Below are 14145 nucleotides of genomic sequence, written 5' to 3'. Positions count from 1 at the left end.
GCCATGAGCGCCATTGAAAACGCAATTCTGAACCTGGCTTACCCTCCGCGGCTCGATCTTGGGCCGCAGCTGACGCACGAACAACTTCTCGCTTCCATGCAATCGACCATGGCACGCCACAAGGGCGGGCCAGTGTGGCTGTTCGCCTATGGTTCGCTGATCTGGCGGCCGGAATGCACGGCGGTTGAGCGCATGCGCGGTCGCGTGCATGGCTATCATCGCGGCTTGTACCTGTGGTCCCACGAGCATCGGGGTACCCCGGAAATGCCCGGTCTGGTGTTCGGTCTGGATCGCGGCGGTTCATGCAGCGGTTTTGCCTACCGCTTGCCGGAAGACAATCTCGATACCGCGCTGTACGCGCTGTGGAAACGCGAGATGCCGTTTCCCTCGTATCGCCCGCACTGGCTCAATTGCCGGCTCGAAGATGGCACTCAGGTGCAGGCTTTGGGATTCGTTCTGGAGCGCCACCTGCCGAGCTATGCCGGCAACTTGCCGGATCATGTGCTCAGCCAGGTGTTCGCCAGCGCCAGCGGGCGTTACGGCACCACTCGCGATTATGTCGAGCAGACCGCGCACGCCCTGCGCAGCCACGCCATGCCGGATCGAAATCTGGAGGCGCGGCTCAAGCGCTGTAAATCACACAGCGATCAGGCGACCGCTTCACGGCTCTGACTGGCGACTTGCTTGTGCCACAGCGTTGGCGCAAGGAAGGCCATCGCCAGCAGGCAAGCGCCGACCAGCAGCACGAAACCGCCATCCCAGCCGAAGTGGTCAACGGTGTAGCCCATCGCCGCACTGGCCGCGACCGAACCCCCCAGATAACCGAACAGACCGGTGAAGCCCGCTGCAGTACCGGCGGCTTTCTTCGGCGCCAGTTCCAGCGCTTGCAGGCCGATCAGCATCACCGGGCCGTAGATCAGGAAGCCGATCGACAGCAGGGCGATCATGTCGACCATCGGATTGCCGGCCGGATTCAGCCAGTAAACCAGGGTCGCTACAGTCACCAGGGCCATGAACACCATGCCGGTCAAACCACGGTTGCCACGGAAGATCTTGTCTGACATCCAGCCGCACAGCAGCGTGCCCGGGATGCCTGCCCACTCGTAGAAGAAATAGGCCCACGAGGTCTTATCCACGGTGAAGCCCTTGGCTTCCTTCAGGTACGTCGGCGCCCAGTCCAGCACGCCGTAGCGCAGCAAGTAGACGAAGACGTTGGCCAGAGCGATGTACCAGAGCATTTTGTTGCGCAGCACGTATTTGACGAAGATTTCCTTGGCGCTGAATTCGTCTTCGTGGCTGGCGTCGTAGCCTTCCGGGTAGTCGTTCTTGTACTGCTCGATCGGCGGCAGGCCGACCGATTGCGGGGTGTCACGCATGGTGATGAAGGCGAATACCGCTACGCCCAGTGCGACTGCTGCCGGGACGTAAAACGCCGCGTGCCAGTCATTGAACAGGCCCATGCCGATCAGGAACAGCGGGCCGATCAGACCGCCGCCGACGTTATGCGCCACGTTCCACACCGACACCACGCCACCGCGTTCCTTCTGCGACCACCAGTGCACCATGGTCCGCCCGCTCGGCGGCCAGCCCATGCCCTGCGCCCAGCCGTTGATGAACAGGAGGATGAACATCATCGTCACGCTGGACGTTGCCCACGGCGCGAAACCGAAAATGAACATCACCCCGGCCGAGACCAGCAGACCGAACGGCAGGAAGAAGCGCGGGTTGGAACGGTCGGACACCAGGCCCATGAGGAACTTCGACAAACCATACGCAATGGCGATCGCCGACATCGCCAGGCCGAGGTCGCCACGGCTGTAGCCTTCATCGATCAGGTACGGCATGGCGAGGGAGAAGTTCTTGCGCAGCAGGTAGTAACCGGCGTAGCCGATAAAGATACCGGCGAAGATCTGCCAGCGCAGGCGGCGGTAGGTGCTGTCTATTTTTTCTTCAGGCAATGGAGCCTGATGTGCGGCAGGACGAAAGAAAGCAAACATTCAAGAGCTCCAGTTTTCTTGTTTTGACTGCGGATGCGAATGTTACAGTTTCGTTACCGAAAATAGCATCGCTTCACGTCGGCAAAACAGCGGAAATTTGGGCAGATGAACGTTCCTTTATGAACATGTCGCTCTGAGATAAGAAGGTGGCGCTGAGGGGATGGTGGCTCGGGTGGGTTTCTGCGGTTTGACGCATGGAAGAGGCAGACCTCAACGCTAAAGCGATCCGGATGGTTGCTCCGGATCGCTCCATGTTGTTAACGAACCTGAACGACAACCTTGCCCACAGCCTTGCGCTGGCCAAGATCATCGATCGCCTGCGCGGCATTGCTCAGCGGATACACCTGCGACACCAGCGGTTTGAGCTTGCCCTCGGCAAACCAGGCGAACAGCTGCTGGAAGTTGGCTGCATTGTCCTGTGGCTGGCGTTGGGCAAAAGAACCCCAGAACACGCCGAGTACCGCCGCGCCCTTGAGCAGGGCGAGGTTGACCGGCAGTTCCGGGATGCGTCCGCTGGCGAAGCCGACCACCAGCAGGCGGCCGTTCCAGGCGATGGCGCGGATGGCCTGGTCGAACAGGTCGCCGCCGACCGGGTCGTAGATCACGTCGGCGCCCTGGCCGTCGGTGAGGCGTTTGATCTCCTCCTTGAGGCTGGCTTCGCTGTAATTGATCAGCTCATCGGCGCCGGCAGCCTTGGCCACCGCGAGTTTTTCGGCGCTGCTGGCGGCGGCGATCACGCGGGCGCCCATGGCTTTGCCGATCTCCACAGCGGCGAGGCCGACGCCGCCCGACGCGCCGAGCACCAGCAGGGTTTCGCCCGGTTGCAGGTTGGCGCGTTGCTTGAGCGCGTGCATCGAGGTGCCGTAGGTCATGCTGAATGCAGCGGCGATGTTGAAATCCATCGACGGCGGAATCGGCAGGACGTTGTAGCCCGGCACCGCCACCTGCTCGGCAAAACTGCCCCAGCCAGTCAGCGCCATGACCCGGTCGCCGACTTTCAGATGGCTGACCTTTTCCCCGACTTCGCGCACCACGCCCGCCGCTTCACCGCCTGGCGAAAACGGGAAGGGCGGTTTGAACTGGTATTTGCCCTCGATGATCAGCGTGTCCGGGAAATTGACTCCGGCAGCGTGCACGTCCAGCAGGATTTCATTCTTCTTCGCGACAGGGCTGGCGACGTCTTCCAGCACCAGCGATTCGGCAGGGCCGAAGGCTTTGCACAGCACGGCTTTCATCAGGGCTATTCCTTTGGGAGTGATGGCCGATAAGTGTAGGTGTGTGAATCAACGGGTCAACGAGCATGCCCGGCCCTGATAGTCAGCCATAAGCTTGTGCTTGCGCGGCGGGTCGTTATGCTAGGCCGCAAACCGGATAAGGAGCGAATTGTGAAAGCGTGGATCATGTTGTTGCTGGCCCTGTCTCTGCCTGTGGCAGCACTGGCCGAAGAAGCCAAAGAAGGCGAGGCGCCGAAGGTCAATTACATCACCCTGAGCCCGCCGTTCGTCGGCAACTATGGCCTGGACGGCACCGCCAAACTCAAGGTCTACAAAGCCGATGTGGCATTGCGTGTGACTGGTGAGGAGGCGACCAAACTGGTCAAGGCCAACGAGCCGCTGATCCGCAATCAGCTGGTGGCGCTGTTCACTCAGCAGTCGACCGAGGCGATGGGCAGCATCGAGGGCAAGGAAAAGCTGCGTCAGGAAGCGTTGAAGCAGACCCAGCAGGTCATGAATGACGAGACCGGCAAGCCTGTTGTTGAGGATCTGTTGTTCAACAACCTGATCATTCAGTAAGTCATTCGCTGTCCGGGCAGGCCCCTTCGCGAGCAGGCTCGCTCCCACAGGGTTATTCGGTGAATGCAAAAATGTGCATCACCACCAATCCACTGTGGGAGCGAGCCTGCTCGCGAAAGCTATTTATCAGGCAAAAATGAATCAGGGTTTGAGCCCGATAACCGCCGCCCACTGTTCTGGTGTAACCGGCATCACCGACAACCGCGAGCCTTTCTGCACCAGTGGCATTTCTGCCAGCGCGGTCTGCTGTTTCAGGTAGTCGAGCTTCAAGACTCGCGCAAAGGTTTCGACGTGCGCCACGTCGATGGCGCTCCAGGCATTCTTCTGCGCTGTGGCCTTCGGATCGAAGTAATGGCTCTGCGGCTCCAGCGCCGTCGGATCGGGATACGCTGCTTCGATAATTTTGCCAATCCCGGCAATCCCCGGCTCGGGGCAGCTGGAATGGTAGAAAAAGAACTCGTCACCGACCGCCATCGCCCGCAGGAAATTGCGCGCCTGATAGTTGCGAACCCCGTCCCAGCGCGCCTTGCCGAGCTTTTGCAGGCCCTTGATCGAGAGTTCGTCGGGCTCTGATTTCATCAGCCAGTAGGCCATGTCGTGTGCTCCTGAAGCGGTCATTGGGCAGGTTGTCGGGCAATTTTATGACAAACCGACAGTCGGTTGACGTCAGCGTTTGCGCACAGGTTCACGTTGCCGCAAAATGCCGGCCTTTAAAGCTTGACGCTGCTGCACGGCCTACGAACGGAAACCGCTGCTGTCATCGTGATGATGTGCCTTGAGGGGGGCAATCGATGAAACGCAAACCGGATTTGCTATGGACTTTGGTAATTTTGTTTGGCCTGGGCGTGGTAACCACCGGTTACGCGCAGAGCCTGTGGGCGAACAAGACCGACGCGCCGATTGAAGTGGCGCAACAGGTGCAACAGTCGACCGCTTTCAAACGCTGAACCTGTCTCTTCGACGCCGCTGTTCCATGCGGCGTCTACTCTGCGAAATACCACGCCTTGTCGGTAACCGTGCCTTGTAACGGCACATCCCAGCTCGCCTGCGCCAGACGTTCGACCTTCTGACACTCATGGGCCAGGCCCAGCAGCGTCGGCTTGCGCCAGTTCTTGCGGCGGGCCAGATAGGCGAGGCTGCGATCATAAAATCCGCCGCCCATGCCCAGGCGCCCGCCGACATCGTCAAACCCCACCAGCGGCAACAGCACCAGATCCAGCGCCCAGACCTTGCGTTGCCGAGCCAGATTGGCCCGGGGCTCGAGGATGCGGAAACGATTGGGCGTGAGCTTTTCGCCGGGGCGGATGCGCTGGAAGACCATTTTCGTTCGTGGCCACGCGCTGAGTACCGGCAGATAAGTCGCCTTGCCGCGACGCTGGGCTTCGCGCAGGAGCAGGCGCGGATCGATTTCACCGTCGGTGGGCAAATACAGAGAGATATGTTTTGCCCGGCGAAAGTGCGGGTCCTGGGCCAATTGCCGGAACAGGCCTTTGGCAGCCTGGCGTTGTTCGCCTGGCGTCAGTGCGCGGCGTGCCTTGCGCAGCAGACGGCGGAGTTGCGGGCGGGGCAGCAGCGCGGGTTCGGTCATGGTTCGGCTTCGGCAGGTGGATGCAAAAACGTACGCATAAAAAATCCGATGTCGGCATACACCGACATCGGATTTCGAATCAGGCTCCCCGGATGAACCGCTGTCAACTCAGCCCTTGAACCCGAAAGTTCAAGGTGGAAGAAGCAGTAGACTTTAAGGCTTTCCGTCTAGCGGACATGCACACCAGCCCAACGTGCAACTTCCAGGGTAGTGCGAATCGGCTCCGGGACATCGTCAACTGGCAAGCACCCCAGGGAGTGCCGCGAGTATACCTCAAGCTGTCAGGCGAATCAGCCCTTGACGGTGTTCTGATCGTCGGCCAGGACCAGATCGACACGATCGAGCAAGTCGCGCACCTGTTCGCGGGTCGAACCGCTGGCCTGGATGTCCGGGCGCTCTTCTTTGTGCAACAGGTCGTGGGTGATGTTCAGCGCGGCCATCACGGCAATGCGGTCGGCACCGATGACTTTGCCGCTGCTGCGGATCTCGCGCATCTTGCCGTCCAGGTAGCGGGCGGCACTGACCAGATTGCTGCGTTCTTCCGGCGGGCAGATGATCGAATACTCTTTGTCGAGGATCTGCACGGTAACGCTATTGCTTGAACTCATGAGTCTTGCTCCAGGGCCTTGAGGCGCGAAATCATCGATTCGACCTTACGCCGGGCGATTTCGTTTTTTTCAATGAGGTGAGCGCGTTCCTCGCGCCAGGTTTTTTCCTGAGCTAGTAAGAGTGCGTTTTGACTCTTAAGTTGCTCGACTCGGCCAATCAGCAGTTCGAGTCTGGCCATCAGCGCTTGCAGGTCGGTGTCTTCCATTGGGTCCACGTGTTCGTCTGATGGGTGGTGACTGGCGGACAGCCTTTAATGGTCTTGGCGGGGCTGTCGATGTAGGATACAAGGCCTTCATTCTAGACATAGCGCCGTCTGGCGCCTAGCTGCCCATGACCATTGCGAATTCCCCGTACCAAGCCTTTGCCACCCTGCTGACTGCCAGCGGCCACAACGTCTCGCCTGCCGAACTGCACGGCGTGCTGCTCGGGCGCAGTTGCGCCGGGGCCGGCTTCGATCACGAAGGCTGGCTGATCGACGCCGCCGAACTGCTCGAAGGCGACATCCAGGACAACGTCCGCAACGCCCTGATCGGCCTGCAGGAGATGGTCAAAGGCGAGCTGACCGGCGACGACGTCACTGTCGTGCTGCTGCTGCCGACCGACGATGCACCGCTGGCCGACCGCGCTGCTGCGCTGGGCGAGTGGTGCCAGGGCTTCCTCAGCGGTTTCGGCCTGAACTGCCGCGACAGCAGCATGCTCAGCACCGAAGCCACCGAAGTGCTGCAGGATCTGGCCGCCATTTCCCAGGTGCAGGACGCGCTGGAAGAATCCGAAGACGGCGAATCCGACTACATGGAAGTCATGGAATACCTGCGCGTCGCGCCGTTGCTGCTGTTCTCGGAAACCAAGAAGTCCGATGTGCCGCCAGCGGCCAAACCTTCGCTGCATTAATCGCGTGCCAGGGAAAGCCATCTGCCCATGACCCATATCCCCAAAGCGGAATACAGCCGTCGCCGCAAGGCCCTGATGGCGCAGATGGAACCCAACAGCATCGCGATCCTGCCCGCCGCCGCGGTGGCCATCCGCAACCGCGACGTCGAGCACGTCTACCGTCAGGACAGCGACTTTCAGTACCTCAGCGGTTTTCCCGAGCCACAAGCCGTCATTGTCCTGATGCCCGGCCGCGAGCACGGTGAGTACATCTTGTTCTGCCGTGAACGCAACGCCGAACGCGAATTGTGGGATGGCCTGCGCGCAGGGCAGGAAGGCGCGATCCGCGAGTACGGCGCCGACGACGCCTTTCCGATTACTGACATCGACGACATTCTCCCGGGCCTGATCGAAGGCCGCGACCGGGTGTATTCGGCGATGGGCAGCAATCCCGAATTCGATCGGCACCTGATGGACTGGATCAACGTGATCCGCTCCAAGGCGCACCTCGGCGCGCAACCGCCGAATGAATTCGTTGCCCTGGATCATCTGCTGCACGACATGCGCCTGTATAAATCGGCGGCAGAAGTGAAGGTGATGCGCGAAGCCGCGCGGATCTCCGCGCAAGCGCATATCCGCGCGATGCAGGCCAGTCGTCCGGGGCTGCATGAATACAGCCTCGAAGCCGAACTGGATTACGAATTCCGCAAGGGCGGGGCGAAGATGCCGGCCTACGGTTCGATCGTCGCCGCCGGGCGCAACAGCTGCATCCTGCATTACCAGCAGAATGACGCGTTGCTCAAGGACGGCGATCTGGTGTTGATCGACGCCGGTTGCGAGATTGATTGCTACGCCAGCGACATCACCCGCACCTGGCCGGTCAATGGCAGGTTCTCGCCAGAGCAGAAGGCGATCTACGAGTTGGTGCTGGCTTCGCAGGAAGCGGCATTCGCCGAGATTGCCCCCAACAAGCACTGGAACCAGGCGCACGAAGCCACGGTGCGGGTGATCACCGCAGGTCTGGTCAAGCTTGGCTTGTTGCAGGGCGAGGTTGACGAGTTGATCGCCAGCGAAGCCTACAAGGCTTTCTATATGCACCGCGCCGGCCACTGGCTGGGCATGGATGTGCATGACGTTGGCGAGTACAAGGTCGGCGGCGAATGGCGTGTGCTGGAGGTCGGCATGGCGCTGACCGTGGAGCCCGGCATCTACATCGCGGCGGACAATCAGAACGTGGCGAAGAAATGGCGCGGTATTGGCGTGCGTATCGAGGATGACGTGGTCGTGACCCGATCCGGTTGTGAAATCCTCACCAGCGGCGTGCCGAAAACCGTCGCCGAGATCGAGGCGCTGATGGCACAAGCAAGGACACACGCAGCATGAGTCGAGTCAATCTGGCAATCATCGGTGGCGGTCTGGTCGGCGCCAGTCTGGCGTTGGCGTTGCAGGCCGGGGCCAAGGCGCAGGGCTGGAAAATCGTCCTGATCGAACCGTTCGCCCCCGGCGACAGCTGGCAACCGAGCTACGACGCTCGCTCCTCGGCGCTGTCCTTCGGCTCGCGGCAGATTTATCAGCGCCTGGGCGTGTGGCAGGAAATCTCCCGCCGCGCCGAGCCGATCAAACAGATTCACGTCTCCGACCGTGGCCGTTTCTCCACCGCGCGTTTGTCGGCGATGGAAGAGGGTGTGCCAGCGCTCGGTTACGTGGTGGAGAACGCCTGGCTCGGCCAGTGCCTGTGGCAACACCTCGACAAAGACGTGATCACGTGGCGCTGCCCGGCGGAAGTCACGCGCATGGAGCCGTTGGCCGATGGCTATCGTCTGACCCTCAACGATGAAACCACCCTTGAATGCGACCTCGCGGTGCTCGCCGATGGCGGCCGCTCCGGGTTGCGCGAACAGTTGGGCATCAACGTGCGCACGCGCCCTTACAACCAGAGCGCGCTGATCGCCAACATCACCCCGAGCGAAGCGCACAACGGCATGGCCTTCGAGCGCTTTACCGATGAGGGGCCGATGGCCCTGCTGCCGTTGCCGGACAATCGCTGCGCACTGGTGTGGACGCGGCTGGGCATGGATGCGCAGCGTCTGACTGAATTGAGCGAGCGTGATTTTCTCAGCGAGCTGCAAGGCGTGTTCGGTTACCGCCTCGGCACTTTGAAACAGGTCGGCGCACGGCATCTTTATCCGCTGTCACTGATCGAAGCTGAAGAACAGGTGCGCTCGCATCTGGCCGTGCTCGGCAACGCCGCACACAGCCTGCACCCGATCGCCGGCCAGGGCTTCAACCTGTCGCTGCGTGACGCCGACGCCTTGGCTGCCGCGCTGCTGGCCAGCGACAAGCCGCTGGGCGACTTCGCCACATTGCAGGCTTATCGCGAGCGGCAGCGCCTCGATCAGGACCTGACCGTGGGCTTCTCCGATCAGGTCACGCGCCTGTTCGGCAGCAGCCAGCCGCTGGTGTCGCTGGGGCGCAATCTCGGCCTGCTCGGCCTCGACCTGCTGCCGCCAGCCAAACGCTGGTTCGCCCGGCAGGCGATGGGCCTGGGAACCCGTCCGGATGCTTGAGTGGCTGAGCAACACATTCGGCAAGGCACGATTGATGCGCTGGGTAATGACCTGCTACCCGCCATATCTCGGCGCGGGTGTGCGGGTGCGGCACATCAGCGATGACTTTCGCGACGTCCAGGTGTCCATGGGGTTGGGCTGGTACAACCGCAACTATGTCGGCACCCAGTTTGGCGGCAGTCTGTATTCGATGGTCGACCCGTTCTTCATGTTGATGCTCATGGAAAACCTCGGTCCGAAGTACATCGTCTGGGACAAGGCCGCCGACATCGATTTCATTGCGCCGGGCAAAGGCCCGGTGTTCGCCCGGTTCAACATCGACCAGACCCTGCTCGACGAGATCCGCCGGCAGACCGCCAACGGCGAGAAATACCTGCCGCAGTTGCAGGTCGATATTCATGACGGCGCTGGCAACCTTGTGGCGCGGGTCGGTAAAACCCTTTACGTGCGGCTCAAGCCGCAAGCGAGACAGGCCTAAAGCATGGAAATGCGCGCAGATGTGCTCATTGTCGGAGCCGGAATGGTCGGCAGCGCCCTGGCGCTGGCGTTACAGGACAGTGGGCTGGAAGTGCTGTTGCTCGACGGTAGCCCGCTGAGTCTCAAACCCTTCGCTGCCGAAGCGGCGTTCGAACCGCGCGTCAGTGCATTGTCGGCGGCGAGCCAGCGCATTCTCGAGCGCCTTGGCGTCTGGGACGGCATCGCCCAGCGGCGCAGCAGCCCGTACACCGACATGCACGTGTGGGACGGCAGCGGCACCGGGCAGATTCATTTCTCGGCGAGCAGCGTGCATGCCGATGTGCTCGGCCACATCGTCGAAAACCGCGTGGTCCAGGATGCGCTGCTCGAGCGTTTGCATGATTGCGACCTCGGCATGTTGGCCAATGCGCGGCTGGAGCAGATGCGTCGCTCCGGCGATGACTGGCTGCTGACGCTGGCCGACGGCCGCACCTTGCGCGCGCCGCTGGTGATCGCGGCCGATGGCGCCAATTCTGCTGTGCGCCGTCTGACCGGCGTGGCGACTCGCGAGTGGGATTATCTGCATCACGCCATCGTCACCAGCGTGCGCTGCAGCCAGCCGCACCGCAAAACCGCCTGGCAGCGCTTTACCGATCACGGGCCATTGGCGTTTTTGCCGCTGGAGCGTGATGGTCAGCAGGACTGGTGCTCGATCGTCTGGTCGACCACACCGGCTGAAGCCGAGCGCTTGATGGCGCTCGAGGAGACTGCGTTTTGCGCTGAGCTGGAGCGAGCGTTCGAAGGGCGCCTCGGTGAAGTGATCAGCGCCGATCCGCGTCTGTGCGTGCCGCTGCGTCAGCGCCATGCCAAGCGCTACGTCGCTGAGGGCCTGGCCTTGATCGGTGATGCGGCGCACACCATTCACCCCTTGGCGGGGCAGGGTGTGAACCTTGGATTCCTCGATGCCGCCGTGCTGGCGGAAGTGCTCCTGCAAGCGCATCAGCGCGGTGAGCGACTGGCGGACGTGAAGGTGCTGAGCCGCTACGAGCGTCGGCGCATGCCGCACAATCTGGCGCTGATGGCGGCGATGGAAGGCTTCGAGCGGTTGTTCCAGGCCGACGCGCTGCCGCTGCGCTGGTTGCGCAATGCCGGATTGAAACTGGTCGAGCAGATGCCCGAGGCGAAGGCGTTGTTTGTGCGCGAGGCGCTGGGGTTGACCGGGGATCTTCCAGCTCTGGCAAAGCCCTGACCGCCTCATTGAGGCTGATGGCCCCTTCGCGAGCAGGCTCGCTCCCACAGTTGAGATGCATTCCAATGTGGGAGCGAGCCTGCTCGCGAAAGCGTCCGCCCACTTACCGCAGTTTTGAGCCGTGCAACATCTGGTAACGCCTTCCCCCAGTGTTCGATTGTGGTGGTAAATGTGAGTCCTTATCATTTGGCCCACCTTTCCCGACCGTGAGACCACTCCCATGTTGGCACCCAAGCGTCTTCTGACCGCACTGGCCTTGACCCTGATCGGCAGCACCACTGCCCAGGCCGCCGATGAGGTGGTGGTGTACTCGTCGCGCATCGATGAGCTGATCAAACCGGTATTCGATGCCTATACCGCCAAGACCGGGGTGAAGATCAAGTTCATCACCGACAAGGAAGCGCCGCTGATGCAGCGCATCAAGGCCGAAGGCGAAAACGCCACCGCCGATCTGCTGCTTACCGTCGATGCCGGCAACCTGTGGCAGGCCGAGCAGATGGGCATCCTCCAGCCATTCACCTCGAAAACCATCGACGCCAATATTCCTCAGCAATATCGCTCGTCCACCCACGCCTGGACCGGCCTGAGCCTGCGCGCACGGACCATCGCCTATTCCACCGAGCGGGTGAAACCGGGCGAACTGACCACCTACGAAGCGCTGGCCGACAAGAACTGGGAAGGCCGCCTGTGCCTGCGCACGGCGAAGAAGGTCTACAACCAGTCGTTGACTGCGACCATGATCGAAGTCCACGGCGCCGAGAAGACCGAGAAGATCCTCAAGGGCTGGGTCAACAACCTGTCCACTGACGTGTTCTCCGATGACGTTGCAGTGCTGGAAGCGATCAACGCCGGGCAGTGTGACGTTGGCATCGTCAACACCTACTACTACGGTCGCCTGCACAAGCAGAAGCCTGAACTGCCGGTGAAGCTGTTCTGGCCGAATCAGGCCGATCGCGGTGTGCACGTGAACCTGTCGGGCATCGGCCTGACCAAGCATGCACCGCACCCGGAAGCGGCCAAGGCGCTGGTCGAATGGATGACCACGCCTGAGGCGCAGAAGATTTTTGCTGATGTGAACCAAGAATTTCCGGCCAACCCGGCGGTGGCACCCTCGGAAGAAGTGGCGGCGTGGGGCAAGTTTGTTGCCGATACCTTGCCGGTAGAAGTGGCGGGCAAACGTCAGGCCGAGGCGATCCGGATGATGGATCGGGCGGGGTGGAATTGAGTTTGCCGCTGTAAAGATGTTGATCGTTCCCACGCTCCGCATGGGAATGCAGCCCTCGACGCTCTGCGTCGTGCCGCTGAAAGCGTGACGCGGAGCGTCACAGGATGTGTGCCCACGCAGAGCGTGGGCACAATCATTTGAACGAGATTGTTTCCTTGGCCCACCCCGCCCAACGCCGCTGGTACCCCATCGTCTTCGCCATCGCCGCGCTGGTGTTGTTGCCCCTGAGCGTGTTGCTGCTGTCGTGGCAGACCATCGATCAGCAGATCTGGTCGCACCTGTGGCAAACCCAGATGCCGCGTCTGCTCGGCAATACCCTGACGCTGATCCTCGGCGTCGGTGTCGGCGTGACTCTGCTGGGTGTCAGCCTGGCCTGGCTGACCAGCCTCTGCGAATTTCCCGGTCGGCGCTGGCTCGACTGGGCGTTGATGCTGCCCTTCGCCATTCCAGCGTATGTACTGGCGTTCGTTTTCGTCGGCCTGCTGGATTTCGCCGGGCCCGTGCAGTCCCTGTTGCGCGAATGGTTCGGCAGCGGCCTGCGCCTGCCACGGGTGCGTTCCACCGGCGGGGTGATCGTGGTGCTGGTGCTGGTTTTTTATCCCTACGTTTATCTGCTGGCGCGTACCGCGTTTCTGGCTCAGGGCAAAGGTTTGATGGAAGCGGCGCGGGTGCTGGGCCAGTCGCCGTGGCGGGCGTTCTGGCGGGTCGCGTTGCCGATGGCGCGTCCGGCGATCGGCGCGGGCGTGGCGCTGGCGCTGATGGAAACCCTCGCCGATTTTGGCGCGGTGTCGGTGTTCAACTTCGATACCTTCACCACGGCCATCTACAAAACCTGGTACGGCTTCTTCAGCCTGCCCAGCGCCGCGCAACTGGCCAGTCTGTTGCTGCTGGTGGTGATGCTGGTGCTGTACGGCGAGCGCCGCGCGCGCGGGTCGAATCGGGCCAGCAATGAGCGGCCACGGGTGAAGGCGCTGTATCACCTGCGCGGGCTCAAGGCGTTCGCGGCGACAGGCTGGTGTGGATTGGTGTTCGCCTGCGCCTTCGTCATCCCGGTGCTGCAACTGATCGTGTGGTTCTGGCAGCGTGGGCGTTTCGATCTGGATGAGCGTTACGCCGGGCTGATTCTGCACACGCTCTATCTGGGCGCGATGGCGGCGCTGATCACCGTCAGCGTTGCGCTGTTGCTGGCGTTTGCCCGGCGCCTGGCACCGACCCCAGCCATCAGCTCCGGGGTCGGCCTGGCCAATCTCGGCTACGCGTTGCCCGGTTCGGTGCTGGCCGTGTCGATCATGCTTGCCTTCAGTTATCTGGATCGTGAGCTGGTGATTCCGCTTTCGTCATGGCTCGGCGGTGCGGGCAGACCGTTGCTGCTCGGCAGCCTCGCGGCGTTGCTGATGGCTTATCTGGTGCGCTTCATTGCCGTCGCCTATGGGCCGCTGGAAAGCAGTCTGGCGCGTATACGGCCATCTTTGCCTGAAGCGGCACGTAGCCTGGGTGTCAGTGGGCCGCGACTGTTTTTCAAAGTGTATCTGCCGCTCTTGCTGCCCGGCACGTTGAGCGCCGCGTTGCTGGTGTTCGTCGATGTGCTCAAGGAAATGCCCGCGACCCTGCTGATGCGCCCGTTTGGCTGGGACACGCTGGCGGTGCGCATCTTTGAAATGACCAGTGAAGGCGAATGGGCGCGCGCCTCATTGCCGGCATTGACCCTGGTGCTGGTTGGCCTGTTGCCGGTGATCGGATTGATTCGACGTTCGGCGCACCGAAACTAGGGGGCGTTCTCGATTGGTTTCC

16 protein-coding genes and 1 other RNA gene are annotated in these 14145 nt (G+C 61.8%); 10 read left to right on the top strand and 7 right to left on the bottom strand.

Annotated features, from left to right (window positions below):
- The first annotated feature begins 3 nt into the window (after positions 1-3).
- Positions 4-672, top strand: coding sequence for a gamma-glutamylcyclotransferase (locus tag KVG87_RS05510; RefSeq protein ID WP_024014748.1), 669 nt, complete (start codon positions 4-6; stop codon positions 670-672).
- Here KVG87_RS05510 and glpT read toward each other — a convergent pair.
- Both glpT and KVG87_RS05500 read right to left on the bottom strand, forming a co-directional pair.
- A complete protein-coding gene (gene glpT, locus KVG87_RS05505; protein ID WP_024014747.1) occupies positions 648-1997 on the bottom strand; it encodes a glycerol-3-phosphate transporter in 1350 nt (449 codons plus the stop codon). The genes KVG87_RS05510 and glpT overlap by 25 nt on opposite strands.
- Before the next feature lie 257 nt (positions 1998-2254).
- Positions 2255-3232, bottom strand: a complete 978-nt coding sequence (locus KVG87_RS05500; RefSeq protein WP_056791691.1) for an NADPH:quinone oxidoreductase family protein — start codon at positions 3230-3232, stop codon at positions 2255-2257.
- 150 nt (positions 3233-3382) lie between these two features.
- Between KVG87_RS05500 and KVG87_RS05495 the strand changes: the two genes are divergently transcribed.
- Positions 3383-3790: a flagellar basal body-associated protein FliL gene (locus tag KVG87_RS05495; RefSeq protein ID WP_056791694.1), complete on the top strand. Its 408-nt coding sequence runs from the start codon at positions 3383-3385 to the stop codon at positions 3788-3790.
- 141 nt (positions 3791-3931) lie between these two features.
- Here KVG87_RS05495 and KVG87_RS05490 read toward each other — a convergent pair whose 3' ends face one another.
- Complete coding sequence (locus tag KVG87_RS05490; protein WP_217849672.1) at positions 3932-4384, bottom strand: EVE domain-containing protein; 453 nt, start codon at positions 4382-4384, stop codon at positions 3932-3934.
- Between the two features lie 197 nt (positions 4385-4581).
- On the opposite strand from KVG87_RS05490, the gene KVG87_RS05485 reads away from it, so the two are divergent.
- Positions 4582-4737 carry a hypothetical protein gene (locus KVG87_RS05485; RefSeq protein WP_024014743.1) on the top strand — a complete coding sequence of 52 codons (156 nt, stop codon included), beginning with the start codon at positions 4582-4584 and terminating at the stop codon, positions 4735-4737.
- A gap of 35 nt (positions 4738-4772) precedes the next feature.
- Here the strand turns inward: KVG87_RS05485 and KVG87_RS05480 are convergent, their stop codons facing one another.
- From KVG87_RS05480 to KVG87_RS05465, 4 genes are all read right to left on the bottom strand, one after another.
- Entirely contained in the window at positions 4773-5378 is a 606-nt protein-coding gene (locus tag KVG87_RS05480) for a 5-formyltetrahydrofolate cyclo-ligase (RefSeq protein ID WP_024014742.1), read from the bottom strand.
- An 81-nt stretch (positions 5379-5459) separates the two neighbouring features.
- Positions 5460-5638, bottom strand: a non-coding RNA gene (gene ssrS, locus KVG87_RS05475) — 6S RNA.
- A 30-nt stretch (positions 5639-5668) separates the two neighbouring features.
- A complete protein-coding gene (locus KVG87_RS05470) occupies positions 5669-5986 on the bottom strand; it encodes a cell division protein ZapA (protein WP_056791703.1) in 318 nt (105 codons plus the stop codon).
- Positions 5983-6192: a TIGR02449 family protein gene (locus KVG87_RS05465; protein WP_007911197.1), complete on the bottom strand. Its 210-nt coding sequence runs from the start codon at positions 6190-6192 to the stop codon at positions 5983-5985. Before KVG87_RS05465 ends, KVG87_RS05470 begins: the two co-directional genes overlap by 4 nt.
- Positions 6193-6317: 125 nt before the next feature.
- Here KVG87_RS05465 and KVG87_RS05460 point away from each other — a divergent pair, with 125 nt between their 5' ends.
- The 7 genes from KVG87_RS05460 to KVG87_RS05430 all read left to right on the top strand — a co-directional run bounded on the left by KVG87_RS05460 (position 6318) and on the right by KVG87_RS05430 (position 14123).
- A complete protein-coding gene (locus tag KVG87_RS05460; RefSeq protein ID WP_041476897.1) occupies positions 6318-6878 on the top strand; it encodes a YecA/YgfB family protein in 561 nt (186 codons plus the stop codon).
- A 27-nt stretch (positions 6879-6905) separates the two neighbouring features.
- The gene (pepP, locus tag KVG87_RS05455; protein WP_217849669.1) at positions 6906-8240 is read left to right on the top strand and encodes a Xaa-Pro aminopeptidase; all 1335 of its coding nucleotides are present in this window, start codon (positions 6906-6908) and stop codon (positions 8238-8240) included.
- Positions 8237-9424 (top strand): 2-octaprenyl-6-methoxyphenyl hydroxylase, encoded by a 1188-nt coding sequence (gene ubiH / locus KVG87_RS05450; protein ID WP_212617402.1) that lies wholly within the window; start codon positions 8237-8239, stop codon positions 9422-9424. The genes pepP and ubiH overlap by 4 nt, the downstream gene beginning before the upstream one ends.
- Positions 9417-9902 (top strand): DUF4442 domain-containing protein, encoded by a 486-nt coding sequence (locus tag KVG87_RS05445; protein WP_041476891.1) that lies wholly within the window; start codon positions 9417-9419, stop codon positions 9900-9902. Before ubiH ends, KVG87_RS05445 begins: the two co-directional genes overlap by 8 nt.
- Positions 9903-9911: 9 nt before the next feature.
- Positions 9912-11129, top strand: coding sequence for a 2-octaprenyl-3-methyl-6-methoxy-1,4-benzoquinol hydroxylase (locus KVG87_RS05440; RefSeq protein WP_217849943.1), 1218 nt, complete (start codon positions 9912-9914; stop codon positions 11127-11129).
- A 220-nt stretch (positions 11130-11349) separates the two neighbouring features.
- Positions 11350-12354 (top strand): extracellular solute-binding protein, encoded by a 1005-nt coding sequence (locus tag KVG87_RS05435; RefSeq protein WP_110599906.1) that lies wholly within the window; start codon positions 11350-11352, stop codon positions 12352-12354.
- 155 nt (positions 12355-12509) lie between these two features.
- Positions 12510-14123, top strand: a complete 1614-nt coding sequence (locus KVG87_RS05430) for an ABC transporter permease (RefSeq protein WP_217849667.1) — start codon at positions 12510-12512, stop codon at positions 14121-14123.
- Positions 14124-14145: the final 22 nt, after the last annotated feature.

The sequence above is a fragment of the Pseudomonas siliginis genome, from assembly GCF_019145195.1.
In the GTDB taxonomy this organism is placed as follows: Bacteria; Pseudomonadota; Gammaproteobacteria; order Pseudomonadales; family Pseudomonadaceae; genus Aquipseudomonas; species Aquipseudomonas siliginis.
Note: the sequence above shows the minus strand (reverse complement) of the source record. Positions and strands in the feature narration are given on the sequence as shown.

Excerpts from the sequence above, each read along its gene's own strand:
- KVG87_RS05435 (WP_110599906.1), top strand. The coding sequence starts at position 11,350 with ATGTTGGCACCCAAGCGTCTTCTGACCGCACTGGCCTTGACCCTGATC.
- KVG87_RS05470 (WP_056791703.1), bottom strand. The coding sequence starts at position 5,986 with ATGAGTTCAAGCAATAGCGTTACCGTGCAGATCCTCGACAAAGAGTAT.
- KVG87_RS05510 (WP_024014748.1), top strand. The coding sequence starts at position 4 with ATGAGCGCCATTGAAAACGCAATTCTGAACCTGGCTTACCCTCCGCGG.
- KVG87_RS05500 (WP_056791691.1), bottom strand. The coding sequence starts at position 3,232 with ATGAAAGCCGTGCTGTGCAAAGCCTTCGGCCCTGCCGAATCGCTGGTG.
- ubiH (WP_212617402.1), top strand. The coding sequence starts at position 8,237 with ATGAGTCGAGTCAATCTGGCAATCATCGGTGGCGGTCTGGTCGGCGCC.
- KVG87_RS05445 (WP_041476891.1), top strand. The coding sequence starts at position 9,417 with ATGCTTGAGTGGCTGAGCAACACATTCGGCAAGGCACGATTGATGCGC.
- KVG87_RS05490 (WP_217849672.1), bottom strand. The coding sequence starts at position 4,384 with ATGGCCTACTGGCTGATGAAATCAGAGCCCGACGAACTCTCGATCAAG.
- KVG87_RS05440 (WP_217849943.1), top strand. The coding sequence starts at position 9,912 with ATGCGCGCAGATGTGCTCATTGTCGGAGCCGGAATGGTCGGCAGCGCC.
- pepP (WP_217849669.1), top strand. The coding sequence starts at position 6,906 with ATGACCCATATCCCCAAAGCGGAATACAGCCGTCGCCGCAAGGCCCTG.
- KVG87_RS05465 (WP_007911197.1), bottom strand. The coding sequence starts at position 6,192 with ATGGAAGACACCGACCTGCAAGCGCTGATGGCCAGACTCGAACTGCTG.
- KVG87_RS05485 (WP_024014743.1), top strand. The coding sequence starts at position 4,582 with ATGAAACGCAAACCGGATTTGCTATGGACTTTGGTAATTTTGTTTGGC.
- glpT (WP_024014747.1), bottom strand. The coding sequence starts at position 1,997 with ATGTTTGCTTTCTTTCGTCCTGCCGCACATCAGGCTCCATTGCCTGAA.
- KVG87_RS05460 (WP_041476897.1), top strand. The coding sequence starts at position 6,318 with ATGACCATTGCGAATTCCCCGTACCAAGCCTTTGCCACCCTGCTGACT.
- KVG87_RS05480 (WP_024014742.1), bottom strand. The coding sequence starts at position 5,378 with ATGACCGAACCCGCGCTGCTGCCCCGCCCGCAACTCCGCCGTCTGCTG.